Consider the following 13,027-nt stretch of genomic DNA (forward strand, 5'->3'; position numbering starts at 1 on the left):
CGATGATGCGATCCACTTCCTGTTCGGTCGTGACCAGAGGAGGAGCAAAGCCCAGGATTTCACCGTGAGGCATAGCACGAGCGATCAAGTTGCGATCACGGGCTGCTTTCGAGATCCGTGCACCAACCTTGAGGGCTGGGTCAAAACGCTTCTTGGTGGCCGGATCCGCTACGAACTCAATGGCGGCCATCATGCCCACACCACGCACTTCGCCGACGATTGGCAGCGAGGAGAAGGTCTCCTGCATCGACTTTTGGAAATACTGACCAACCTTGTCGACGTGCGCTGGAATGTTCTCACCCTCGACGATGTCGAGCACAGCGTTTGCTGCCGCGACACCGATAGGGTGGCCCGAGTAGGTGTAGCCGTGGGAGAAGGCACCAACGCGATCAGCGCCTTCCTCCATCACCTTGTACACCTTCTCACCAACAATCGAAGCCGACAGCGGTGCGTAGGCAGAAGTCAGGCCTTTAGCTACGGTGATCAGATCAGGCTCGATACCGTACTTGTCGCAGCCGAACATGGCACCAGTACGGCCAAAGCCGGTGATCACTTCGTCAGCGATCAGCAGGATGTCGTACTTTTTCAATACAGGCTGAACAGCAGCCCAGTAGCCTTCTGGCGGAGGGGTAATACCACCGGTTCCGAGCACAGGCTCAGCAATGAATGCGCCGATGGTGTCTGGGCCTTCACGCAGGATGAGCTCTTCGAGTTCACGTGCACGGCGGGCAGAGAATTCCAGCTCAGTCTCACCTGGCTCGGCGCCCCAGTAGTAGTGAGGAGCACCAGTACGCAGGATGCCTGCAATCGGCAGATCCATGTGGTCATGGTAGAACGACATGCCGGTCATGGAACCAGAAACTACGGAGCAACCGTGGTAGCCGCGCTCACGAGCAATGATCTTCTTCTTGTTCGGCTTACCGCGCAGGTTGTTGTAGTACCAGACCAGTTTGGCTTGGGTCTCGTTGGCATCCGAACCGGACATGCCGTAGAAGACCTTGCTCATTTTGCCCGGAGCCATCTTCACCAGGCGGTCAGACAGGCGAGCGAGCTCTTCCGTGGTGTGCGCAGCATAGGTGTGGTAGTACGCCAGCTTGTGGGCTTGCTTGGAGATCGCCTCGGCGACTTCGGTACGGCCATAGCCGACGTTCATGCAGTACAGGCCAGCGAAGCCATCGATGTACTCACGCCCAGTCGCGTCAGTGATAGTGATCCCTTTCGCGGTTTCGATGATTGTTGGATCACCTGCCTTGCCAGAGGCAAAGTCTTTCAGCTGGGTGAACGGGTGGAGCACTGCACCGCGATCTTGTTGGGAGATCAAATCTTGCTTTTGCTTATCCATTTTTCAATCCTCTTGTGATTTTTACAGGCCGCCGATGCAGACGTATTTCAGTTCCATGTACTCAGCCAAACCGTGCTTCGAGCCTTCACGGCCCAAGCCCGATTGCTTCCAGCCGCCAAACGGGATTGGTGCGCCGGTGAACTTCGGAGTGTTGAGTGCGACCATGCCGTACTCGAGTCGGTCAGATACTCGGCAGGCACGACGAAGGTCGTTGGTGTACACGTAGGCAGCGAGGCCGAACTCGGTGTTGTTGGCCCTGGTCACTACTTCATCTTCGGAATCGAAGGGCAGGATTGCCGCCACGGGGCCGAAGGTCTCTTCGAAAGCGATGTCCATTTTGTCCGTGACGTCAGCCAGAACAGTCGGAAGGACGAAGCTGCTACCCAAGTGATTGTCGATACCGCCGCAGGTGAGTTTTGCACCCAGCGAGAGAGCATTCGAAATCTGCTCTCGGCACTTGTTGGCAACCGTTACCCTAGTCATTGGGCCGATATCGACGCCCTCTTCAAGGCCATGGCCAACGCGTAACTTCTCGGTGGCCTTGGTGAATTCCTCTACGAATTGACCGTAGATGTTGCGATGCACATAGATGCGATTCGCGCCCAGGCAATCTTGACCTGAGGTTGCGAACTTGGCGCCAATGCAGCCTTCGACAGCCTCAGCAATCGAGGCATCATCGAAGACAATGAACGGAGCATGGCCACCCAGTTCAAGGGATACTTTCTTGACCGTATCCGCAGACTGACGCAGCAGAATCCGACCAACCTCTGTGGAACCGGTGAAACTGAACGCACGGACTGCGGAGGCGGCCAAGAGACGAGCCGATATCTTCGGTGCATCCCCGGTCAGCACCTGGAACACACCACCAGGAATACCAGCTTCTTCAGCCAACCGGGCGAGAGCCAGGGCAGACAGCGGAGTTTCAGGCGCCGGCTTGACGATCATCGGGCATCCAGCCGCCAGTGCAGCAGCAGCCTTGCGGGTGATCATGGCGCTGGGGAAGTTCCAGGGCGTGATGGCCACGGTTACACCAATCGGCTGCAGCTTAGTGACCAACTGGCTGTTCGGGAGATGACTTGGAATTGTCTCGCCGTAGCAACGCTCACCTTCTGCCGCAAACCACTCGACAAAGTTCGCGCCGTAATTGATCTCTCCGCGTGATTCGCTGAGCGGCTTACCTTGCTCGCAGGTCATGATGACCGCCAAATCTTCTTGGTTCTCACGCATCAGTGCTGCCCATTTACGAAGGACTGCACCACGCTGTGTCGGCAAGGTGTTCCGCCAACCATCGAAGGCACGCGAAGCGGCTTCGACGGCCAGATCTACCCAGGACTCGTCGCAATGGGCTACCTGCGCGATCACCTGGTCATTAGCTGGATCAGTGACGTCGAGCGAGCCCTCGCCAGTAACCCAGCGCCCATCAATGTAAGCCCGAGTTTCAAGCAGGTCATTTCGACGAAGCTTATTGAGGGCGGAGGGCGCAAGATCTTTCATTTTTATATGCCTCGAAGAGATAAAGCTGATGTTCGATGAGGATCATTCTATGTCTGGCTTGACGCTGGAAATATGAGTAATCCAGCCCGTGTGCGCAGTAATACTGTGATTTTTTCACAGTTGCGCAGCTTTCCTGCGTCATTTATCAGAGATGCGATTTCAGGTCTGTAGGTGCATAAGAAATGATTGGAACAAAACCAATTAGGTGTAGAAAAACAAAAAAGGCTGCACTTGGCAGCCTTGTTGAAGGGGCAGATGTTTAAGAGGTTTTCTCAGCCAGAACTGCGATTGTGTCACCGCACTGCACAAGCCCCGGGAAGTGACGGCAGGCAAGAAGGCCGTCACGTTGGGCCTTGTATTCGGTAGGTGCCACACCTGTTCTTGTGACGTCGTACACTCGAGCAATCACATCGCCTTTGGAGACCTGATCGCCCAGATTGAAGCAGTATTCAATGAGCCCGGCATGCTCGCTTGCAATGAAGCAATTGTCGTCAGGCATATCCAAGAAGATGCTGTCCTGTGCAATATCAAGATCACCCATGACCGCCCCTGCATGAACCAGGAAATTTCGTACCCCGCGCTCTGCAATTTTAATAGTGGTGGAGCTGGCTGTACCCCCACCACCAAGCTCGGTAGTCACAAAGATTTTACCGGCTTCTTCGACAGCCGTATCAAACATGCCCACGCTATCGATTTCCAGCATTTTCATGCTGTAGGGAGCCGCGAAAGCATCCATTGCCCGTTCGCCTTTCTGCTGTTGCAGCTTGTCCGGCAGAATATGAACAGCGGCAAATGGAATGAAGTCCAGAGTCTTGCCGCCAGAGTGGATATCAAGGACGTAATCCGCCAATGGCAACAAGTGTCGCTGGATATAATCAGCAATTTTTTCCGTAACTGTCCCGTCAGCCTTACCTGGGAAGGTACGATTCAGATTCCCGCGATCAATCGGAGAGGTTCTGGAGGCGTTTTTAAAAGCAGGATAGTTCATGAAGGGCAAAATAATGATTCGCCCTCTGACTGTTTCGATGTCCAGTTGATTGGCCAGCTTGGTGAGTGCAATCGGGCCTTCATACTCGTCGCCATGATTGCCGCCAGTGAGGAGCACAGTCGGGCCGATCCCGTTTTTCATGACGGTGATAGGAATCATGATCGCACCCCACGCAGAGTCATCACGTGAGTAAGGCAGCTTCAAGAACCCGTGCGACACCCCTTGTTGGTCGAAATCGATAGTTGGCTTGATGGGACTAGGTTTCATTGCATATTCCTTATTTGTTTGTCGTTCAAGTAGGCTAAGGCTCAGCGCAGCGGCTATGACTCGACCCAACAGGTGTAACCAGTGCGTAGGGGTGGTGCACTACTAGCATTGGCATTTAGCTTTGTTGGCTGACGTATCTGATGTACACTCAGCTAACGCAACTGACACATTTTCATCAAGTATTAGTAGGGGTGAGAAACTCATGGAGCTTGATAGGATTGACTTACGAATTTTAAGTGCCTTGCAAGTCAACAATAGGCTCACCTCTGAAGAGCTTGGTGATTTGGTCGGTTTATCTTCCACGGCCTGCCAGCGCAGGCTTAAGCGCCTGCGCAGTGAAGGGGTCATCGAGAGCGACGTCTCCATCATCAACCCTAAGGAAATCCTGAAAAAGACTTCCTGATTTTGGCAAAATACCCGGACTCCACCCGCCGAGTTTTCCGATGAAGCAAATGACCTTCGCCGACGCCGAGTACGCCGGCAAGCGCAAGCAGACCCGCAAAGAGCTGTTCCTGATCGAGATGGATCAGGTGGTGCCGTGGAAGGGGTTGATTGCCCTGATCGAGCCGCACTACCCGAAGGGTGAAGGCGGTCGTCCGGCGTATCCGTTGATGGCGATGCTGCGCATACATCTGATGCAGAATTGGTTTGGCTACAGCGATCCGGCGATGGAGGAAGCGCTGTACGAGACCACCATCCTGCGCCAGTTCGCCGGGTTGAGCCTGGAACGCATTCCTGATGAAACCACCATCCTCAACTTCCGTCGCCTGCTGGAAAAACATGAGCTGGCGGCCGGCATCTTCGGTGTGATCAACGGTTACCTGGGTGATCGTGGTCTGTCGCTGCGCCAGGGCACCATCGTCGATGCCACACTGATCCATGCGCCGAGTTCGACCAAGAACAAGGACGGCAAGCGCGACCCGGAAATGCACCAGACCAAGAAAGGCCAACAGTTCTACTTCGGCAGTGCGACCTGAAAGTCGCATGGGTTTCTGTTCCGCAGGTTAACGCCCGACGGAACCGACTGTTCCACCACTCGTTCCCTACCCAGACAGGCGTGGCCGGTAACAGCCGGGTCTGAAGCTCTGGGGACAATGTAACCGCCGATATTTCGGTAGGTCGAACCGCGAGGCCAGACTGAATCTGCCAGCATCAAGGCGGAGAGGCGCTAGGGATGAACAGGTACGGCTAACACAAGTGAACCTCATATAAACGTCGTCATAGTAGCCAAGCCAAAGATGCTGACAGGCTTGTACCAAAAGGTGCGCGGCCAGGCAGGGGCTCTTACCGATAGCCCCTCGTGGATGTGGTGCCGCCGGCGAAATCGAGGAGCCCGACCCGTTCGGAAATCCATGCGGAACAGGGTAAGCCCGTAGCGTTGCCGACTTCGGCAGGTGAGCTGTAAAGCAAGCTGTTGATGCTGCGGGTAAAGGAATGTGGAAAAAGCGAAGGTCACCCTGTAATGGGGTGAATACAGATTGAAACATCATCTGGCGCGAAAGCGAGCAGACTTCCACACGGTCTTCCATGGCGAGAAAACCTGATCAATCGTTGCACGGAGGAAAGCAGATGGCAGTGCTCGCACCCAATGCGCAAGCAACGGCGAGCACTGGTGCGCCTTCGAACTTCATATCGGCCTGGCCCCAACACTGGAACCAGATCGAGTCGCAAGTGAAACGACTCCAGGTCCGTATCGCCAAGGCAACACGAGAAGGCAGGTGGGGCAAGGTGCAAGCCTTGCAGCGACTGCTGACTCGCTCGTTCAGCGGCAAAATGTTGGCCGTGAAGCGAGTGACGGAAAACAGAGGCAAGAGAACACCGGGCGTTGATGGCAAGATCTGGTCGACTCCGGTGGCAAAATCGACGGGAGCACAAGCGTTACAGCATCGGGGCTATCGGCCTCAACCGCTGAGACGCATCTACATACCCAAAAGCAATGGCAAGAAGCGTCCGCTGGGGATTCCAACGATGCGGGATCGTGCGATGCAGGCGCTGTGGAAACTGGCACTTGAGCCGGTTGCCGAAACGCGTGCAGATCCCAACTCCTATGGATTTCGGCCGCAGCGATCCACTGCCGATGCAATCGCACACTGCTTCAATGCACTAGCGAAACGTGGTTCGGCGCATTGGGTGCTTGAAGGTGACATTCGAGGCTGCTTCGACAATATCAGTCACGATTGGCTGCTCACCAACGTACCCATGGATAAGGTGGTTCTGCGCAAATGGCTTCGAGCGGGGTATGTCGATCAGGGAGCCTTGTTCGCAACGGAGGCAGGAACCCCGCAAGGGGGGATCATCTCTCCGGTACTTGCGAATTGGACGCTGGATGGCCTGGAAGATGTCGTCTATGCAAGCGTGGCTTCGACAGCGCGCAAGCGTAAGCCATTCAAGATACACGTCGTACGATATGCCGATGACTTCATCATCACAGGGGCCACGAAAGCTGTTTTGCAACATCAGGTTCGTCCTGCAATTGAGGCGTTCCTGAAAGAGCGAGGCTTGGAACTCTCTGATGAAAAGACTCAGATAACGCATATCTCGCAAGGCTTCGATTTTCTGGGCCAGAACGTACGCAAGTACGCCGGCAAGCTACTCATCACTCCGGCTCGCAAGAGTGTGAAGGCATTGCTGGATAAGGTGCGGGAAATCGCGAACGCAAACAAGACGGCGACTCAAGCTAACTTGATCTTGACCCTGAACCCGGTGATCCGAGGATGGGCCATGTATCATCGCCATGTTGTCGCCGCCAAGCGTTTCGCATGGATCGACCATCAGATTTGGCAAGTGTTATGGCGCTGGGCAGTTCGCCGGCACGCCATGAAAAGTGCCCATTGGGTAAAACAACGCTACTTTCGTGTCGTGGGTCAACGGCACTGGGTTTTCGCCACCCAGGAGAAAGCGCGCGGCATGAGTCAACCCGCTTGGCTGTATGCCGCCGCCAGTGTTTCGATCGTGCGGCATATCAAAATATGCAGTGCAGCGAACCCGTTCGATCCGGCATGGACGTTTTACCTTGAGCGCCGAAGAGCGCATCGTCAGGTTACCCAGTCTCACTCAGGCTGCTGGAAGGCTTGAGCCGTATGAGGGGTGACTCTCAAGTACGGTTCTTAGGGGAGGCAGGAGTGGTAACACTCCTGCTTTACCCGACTGAAGGCGCACATCGGCGTGGATGACGAGTCGGGCCTGGTGCACAGCGTGGTGGGTACGGCGGCCAACGTTGCGGACGTTACTCAGGTCGACAAGTTGCTGCATGGCGACGAGAACGTGGTTTGTACGGACGCGGGCTACACCGGCGTTGAGAAACGTCCAGAGCATGTCGATCGTAAGGTTATCTGGCAGGTGGCGGCACGCCGCAGCACCTACAAGAAACTCGATAAGCGCAGCGCGCTGTACAAGGCCAAGCGCAAGATCGAGAAGGCCAAGGCCCAGGTACGCGCCAAGGTCGAGCATCCATTTCGCGTGATCAAGCGGCAGTTTGGCTACACCAAGGTGCGTTTCCGGGGGCTGGTGAAGAACACCGCGCAACTGGTGACGCTGTTCGCCCTGTCGAACCTATGGATGGCACGCCGACATTTACTGACGAATGCAGGAGAGGTGCGCTTGTAATGCAGAAAATGGCGCGGCGAGGTGCTCGCTGGGGCCAGAAACACCGAAATGAGCGGGCGATTTGATCGTTTTTTGATCGGTTTACCGCTTTCAAAATCAGCGTAGGCTGAAGTCAGTCAGAAATACAGGGCTATTTCAGACCATCCCTAAATTGGATGCTCTGAGGCTGACCTCACCTAATCCGAAACGAAACGCAGCCTTCAAAACAGCGTACAGAAGGACTATGCCAGCTAAGGTTCGAGTCTACTGGCTGCCTGCATCAAGTTGCAACAGGCCTATCCAGACCTTCTGTATACAGAATATTTAAATAATGTGTACTATCAGCCTTCCTGAGCTTTAACCCGTGCAGCAACTCTAAGGATGCAAGTTCATCGTTGATATCGTTCGGCGTTCACCGTACTACTGGAGAGAAATCAATACAGAGCAGCCCTTCGCATTCGCGAACGCTGGTTGGCAAACGAAAGGTTCACTTAGCTGGCGGCAGACTGGATTGGCTACCACAATGAGCGCCGCAAATTGTGGCCCAATCTTCTCGCTGGCAAGTTGATACTCAAACAATTGGCATGCATGGTGAGCGGTGGGCAGCACTACTTTAGTTTACATTCACTTGGCCGTATGAGCGAAAGGATGTGGCGCTATGTGGGGAACTTAGGCTTGGCGAAGGACGCTCTCGACTTGGTGATGCCCTGCTATCAGTACGACCACATGATGCGCAGCCACTGTCACTCAAGTTTAATTTAGCCAAGTGCATGGCATGTCACCTGCACCCTTTGCAGAGCGCCCTACATATTCACGCCCCTAGGTTTAAATTTAGAAGCGTGTTGCCTCTTCACTAAGCTTCCAAATGGGGCCTGTCAAATGATGGCGAGCAAATATTTCAATCGCCTGGTGAACAGTCCACTTAGTCCAGTCTGCGTCGGCATGGCGGGCGTACCATTCTGCCGCAAAGTCCCAAACTTGTTTGATTGGGCGAACGTCGCCTTTCTGAATCCCTCTAATGGAGCACCACTCATCCACTTGGTCTTCGTCACGGAACAATAACTGAACAGAGCAGGTGTAGATGACATTATCCCAAGCTTGTTTCATTGGGATTGGGAAATGGACAACGTAATCGGTATCCAGCAGTTCACCGTTCTCAATCTCTATTGTTACCTGATCATCAATTGCACCCAACCTGGTCTCAATGATGGCCGAGCCACCTGCGAGGTGAACTACCCCTAATGAGCACCAAGCGCAGTTCCCCCACCATTTGCGATCACCTGAAGTCACGACGCATGTAGTGGGTGCAGCCGAGAAAGGGTGGGCAATCCAAATTTCATCGGAGTTTGGGTGGAGTACCACACCATGGTTGTCGGCGAGAGTACGTAGAGCGATCCGCGCTTCTTCTTCTTTACAATTAAAGCGTTTGGCGAGTTCCAGAACTTTCGGGGGACGCTGATGCTGAAGAAAACTGGAGATAATGGCTTCGTGTAGATTGGCGTCGTTCATGATGATTTTCCTTTCTGTAACAGGAGTACAAATGTCGAACCTTGAGCTGCGCCCCAGGATTGATTGTAGCTAATCTAGGCGTTGATAGCCTCTGGAGGCCTATGTGCAGAGGTGCACCGCTTCATTGAAGGGGAGAACGCAGTACTCGCGCACCGATGCCTGTTGGGTGACTACACCTAGATCGAACTCAGCGCGACCAGGTTTCGATACGACTTATCGACATAAAGAAGTGGATCAACCTCAGTCACGGCTATATTCACGCTGCATACCTCGGCGATGAAAATCGTGTGAGTGCCATGCGGTATCTTTTTGACAACTTTACAATTGAATGCAGCCAATGCGTCACCTAGAACGGGAGCCCCGGTACTGCCGACAGACCATGTTCCGCGCTTAAATCTGAGGTCGCGTGATTTTGAGCTGCTAAAATGCCCAGCGATCTCTTTGTGAGAAGTAGAGAGCACATTGACGCAAAGAATTTCTGACTCATAGATAGGGTCGTGCGCTGAGGTTGAGGTGTTCGCGCATACCAATAACGTTGGAGGCTCGGCGCAGACCGAAGTAACAGCTGTTGCAATGAACCCATGATCAACTCCTCGCGAGGCCGTTGTAATCAGTGAGACTCCGGCAGCGAGCCGTCCCATACCACCTTTGAATGCGTCAATGATATTTGAGTTACCACATGATGCTTCTGCTGGAAGCTGGATATTTGAATCAAGCATTTTTTTGATCTCCGAGAGAACGCTGAGTGGAGTTTTTTACCAGTGTAAAGGCGACACTCGACAACACAACGACCATGCCGAAAATTGCGATCGCGGGCGGTTGTTCATCCATAAATAGCCAGCCAAGAAAAATACCGACCACCGGGTTTATGTATGCAAAGCAGGAGACTATCGATTTCGAGAAAATCGCTGTTGCTCTAACATATGAAAAGAAAGTCGCAGCTGAGATCACGGTACCAAGGTACAGCAACGACAGCAAAGTGTTGGTTGATGGTGCTGAGGGCCAGGTTTCCTTTGCAAACCATGAGTATAACAATGCCCACCCTCCCCCAAATACCAACTGCAGACCTGTGGCGTAAACAGCATTCAGGGTAAGCATCAGTCTATTCTGCAATTGAGTTGCAACAACCCAAGCAATCGGGGCATAGAATAATGCCAAGGTGGCCGACAGCGAGGCATGTAAGCCATGGGTGTCGGCAGAGAACGCCGGATATAGAATAAGCCCTAAACCTATAAAGCCAAGAAGCAGGCTTATCCCGCTTGTCGAATCAGACTTTCTAAATATGAACTCGTACGCAGCAGACCAAAGCGGTATTGTCCCCATGGCCATAACAACGAAGCTGGACGGATACTCCGCTACTGCAATGAATGCCCCTCCATTCCCAAACACCCAGAACAGTGCACCTGCTACCGCACATATAAATAGGTCGCCTGGACTTACTGGCTTTAAGCACTTACTGAGGAGGGCCACAAATAACAAAATCCCCCCACCCAACAAAAGCCTCAAGGATTGCAGTTGAAAAATGCCGAAAGCCCCGGCCCCTTCAATGCCGGCTTTCATGACTAAATAACTGGTTGCCCAAATTACATAGATCATAAAGAGATGAAAGTAATCTGTCTTTCGGCGAAAATTGTTCATGCCTATGCCTTGAACTTTGCGTAGTTAAACCGCGTTCGCCCGTAGGCGGGAGGATTTCGAAGCGACAATTTCAATCTCAATACGCCCCGCCACCAGCGGTGCGCCGACGGTTGTCCGGCAAGGGTAGGGTTGATTGAAACGCGCCTTGAAGACTTCGTTCCACGCTGGAAAGTCATTAACTGGATCCGCAAGGAAACAGTTGACTTTTACGACGTTATCCAGAGACAAACCCGCTTCTTCAAGAATTAGCTCATATGCATCCAAGGCACTTTTAGCATGCTCCTCAATGTCCCCCCCTTCGAGCAAAACGCCACTTTCAAGATCTACACCAGCCCAACCGCTGAAGTAAACAAGCTCACCTGTATCGATGGCCAGAGAGTTTTTGATGCTCAGCCCGTTAGCAACTTTGTTCAACGCCGGTACGTTGTTGAAGATTTTCATAACTGTTCTTAGTTCCGTAAGGTTGTCGGGTTATTCATTCTCACGCACGCAAGGTTTCCCTAAGCGTGGTGCCTGGGTACTCCTTACGGAAAACTCCTCGTTCCTGCAGAATAGGGACTACTGCCCGAGTGAAGTCTTCAAAAGAGCCTGGCATAGTGGTCGGGGTTAAGATAAAACCGTCGCAGCCTTTACCTTCGAAATAGGCTTGCAGTTGATCAGCAACGCTTTCGGGAGTGCCGACAACTTGAGGGCAAGACTCACTGGTGGCGAAGCGCCGCGCTGCATCACGCAGGCTCAGATTTTCTGATCGTGCGCCTTGTAGAATTACCTCTAGAGAGCCACGGGATCCTTCCTCAACAACAATGTCGTTGACCGGCGCATCTAGGTCAAACTCATTGAGATCGACACCTACGTGACCCGAAGCTAACGCAATTGCAACTTCAGCATCTACCAGGCTATTGATATATTGTTGCTTCTCTCTCGCAATGGCTTCCGTTTCCCCGATGATTGGGTCAACAGATGTTAGAATTGCACACTCGTCAGGAGATCGACCAAACTTGGCCATACGCTCCTTAATGTCTTTGTAGAACTCTTGCATATCTGGAAGCGAGTGCTGAAGCGTGAAAATCACTTCCGCATACTGTGCTGCGAAGTCACGCCCCCGAGGAGAAGAGCCAGCTTGCATGATGACAGGACGTCCTTGATCGCTAGGCGGCACTGAAAATACTCCATCTGTGCCTACATATTTACCGCTCATCACGGTGCGACGGACTTTTGTTTTGTCGATAAACTCACCAGAAGTCTTGTCTACAACAAGAGCATCCGGACTCCAGCTGTCCCAGAGATTAATACATGTATTCAGTACTTCTTCGGCCCGATCATAGCGCTCGTTCCGAGGAGGAAGCTTATCGATACCAAATACTTTTGCTTCACGGTCACTAACGGAAGTTACTACGTTCCAGGCTACCCTCCCCCCACTCAACAAATTGAGCGTCCCGAGCTGGCGGGCGATACCATAAGGGGGAACGAAGCTGGTGGAGAAAGTAACGCCAACTCCAATGTGCTTGGTGGCCCGAGCCATCGCCGAAGCGACAGGAACAGGGTCTAGCAACGAGATTTGCCCCCCGCGAGCCATTAACGTCGGATGAAGGAAGGATACCGAGTCTGCAAAAAAGAAGGCATCGAACTTACCTTGTTCCAAGGTTTGCGCCAGGGACTCCCACCAGGACAACTCCAAAAAACGATTCTCGGTTTCAGGATGACGCCACATACCATGGTGGTGCGAGGTAGGGCCCGTCATCAGATAGGCCACTAAGTGCATTTGTTTAGACATTTTATATCCTCAGTGTAGACGTTACGAGCCAAGTCTAGCACTGAGCGTGCCAAGATGAATTATTACTGTATGTATACGATTTATATGTATATTTTTTTTGCCTTTCCCTTACCCTTGGAACAGCGAGATGTACGCGCGCACCATCTGAGCACACACCGTTCCATATCAGTGCATTCACATGTGTATACACATGTATCAAGGATCAGTTCATGCATTAGCTTTTTCGTCCATTGCCCTGATCAGTTGTGTATCGGCACAGCGGTGAAAACCGGTTGGAAGTATAGAAACTGGGACTGGTTAGGGGATCTCGATGCGTGGTGCTCAACTGCGTACCTAGCCGGTTTAAGCAGATGGCTAATAATCATTGGGCGAATGTACATGGTGAAATACAATTTGGAGGCTAGGGTTGTTGAGGGTAATCGAGGTGGGC

At 52.8% G+C, this 13,027-nt stretch carries 10 protein-coding genes and 2 pseudogenes; 4 read left to right on the forward strand and 8 right to left on the reverse strand.

The annotated features are described in order from the left end of the window. The 3 genes from JZ00_RS27235 to doeB all read right to left on the reverse strand — a co-directional run. The coding region (locus JZ00_RS27235; protein WP_039594328.1) for an aspartate aminotransferase family protein at window positions 1–1,342 on the reverse strand (1,342 nt) is incomplete at its 3' end. 21 nt (window positions 1,343–1,363) lie between these two features. Beyond that, window positions 1,364–2,836, reverse strand: coding sequence for an NAD-dependent succinate-semialdehyde dehydrogenase (locus JZ00_RS27240; protein ID WP_039594329.1), 1,473 nt, complete (start codon window positions 2,834–2,836; stop codon window positions 1,364–1,366). Between the two features lie 259 nt (window positions 2,837–3,095). Then, window positions 3,096–4,091, reverse strand: coding sequence for a N(2)-acetyl-L-2,4-diaminobutanoate deacetylase DoeB (doeB, locus tag JZ00_RS27245; RefSeq protein ID WP_039594330.1), 996 nt, complete (start codon window positions 4,089–4,091; stop codon window positions 3,096–3,098). A gap of 202 nt (window positions 4,092–4,293) precedes the next feature. On the opposite strand from doeB, the gene JZ00_RS27250 reads away from it, so the two are divergent. The 4 genes and pseudogenes from JZ00_RS27250 to JZ00_RS27265 all read left to right on the forward strand — a co-directional run. Further along, on the forward strand, window positions 4,294–4,494 hold the full coding sequence (locus tag JZ00_RS27250) for an Lrp/AsnC family transcriptional regulator (protein ID WP_235433120.1): 201 nt from the start codon (window positions 4,294–4,296) through the stop codon (window positions 4,492–4,494). Between the two features lie 40 nt (window positions 4,495–4,534). Beyond that, window positions 4,535–5,056 (forward strand): annotated as a pseudogene (locus JZ00_RS27255) (IS5 family transposase); the annotation flags it as partial. Window positions 5,057–5,660: 604 nt separating this feature from the next. Next, window positions 5,661–7,166 (forward strand): group II intron reverse transcriptase/maturase, encoded by a 1,506-nt coding sequence (ltrA, locus tag JZ00_RS27260; RefSeq protein WP_017246414.1) that lies wholly within the window; start codon window positions 5,661–5,663, stop codon window positions 7,164–7,166. A gap of 72 nt (window positions 7,167–7,238) precedes the next feature. Continuing rightward, window positions 7,239–7,697 (forward strand): annotated as a pseudogene (locus JZ00_RS27265) (IS5 family transposase); the annotation flags it as partial. Window positions 7,698–8,507: 810 nt separating this feature from the next. Here the strand turns inward: JZ00_RS27265 and JZ00_RS27275 are convergent. The 5 genes from JZ00_RS27275 to JZ00_RS27290 all read right to left on the reverse strand — a co-directional run bounded on the left by JZ00_RS27275 (window position 8,508) and on the right by JZ00_RS27290 (window position 12,597). After that, entirely contained in the window at window positions 8,508–9,185 is a 678-nt protein-coding gene (locus JZ00_RS27275) for an alkylmercury lyase family protein (RefSeq protein WP_039594332.1), read from the reverse strand. A gap of 176 nt (window positions 9,186–9,361) precedes the next feature. Then, window positions 9,362–9,904 carry a flavin reductase family protein gene (locus tag JZ00_RS30570; RefSeq protein ID WP_082112136.1) on the reverse strand — a complete coding sequence of 181 codons (543 nt, stop codon included), beginning with the start codon at window positions 9,902–9,904 and terminating at the stop codon, window positions 9,362–9,364. After that, window positions 9,897–10,823, reverse strand: coding sequence for a DMT family transporter (locus tag JZ00_RS27280; RefSeq protein ID WP_039594333.1), 927 nt, complete (start codon window positions 10,821–10,823; stop codon window positions 9,897–9,899). The genes JZ00_RS30570 and JZ00_RS27280 overlap by 8 nt, the downstream gene beginning before the upstream one ends. A 24-nt stretch (window positions 10,824–10,847) precedes the next feature. Next, a complete protein-coding gene (locus tag JZ00_RS27285; protein WP_046510196.1) occupies window positions 10,848–11,264 on the reverse strand; it encodes a RidA family protein in 417 nt (138 codons plus the stop codon). A 40-nt stretch (window positions 11,265–11,304) separates the two neighbouring features. Then, a complete protein-coding gene (locus tag JZ00_RS27290; protein WP_039594334.1) occupies window positions 11,305–12,597 on the reverse strand; it encodes an LLM class flavin-dependent oxidoreductase in 1,293 nt (430 codons plus the stop codon). Between the last annotated feature and the right edge of the window lie 430 nt (window positions 12,598–13,027).

Source organism: Pseudomonas frederiksbergensis (genome assembly GCF_000802155.2).
Lineage (GTDB): Bacteria > Pseudomonadota > Gammaproteobacteria > Pseudomonadales > Pseudomonadaceae > Aquipseudomonas > Aquipseudomonas frederiksbergensis_A.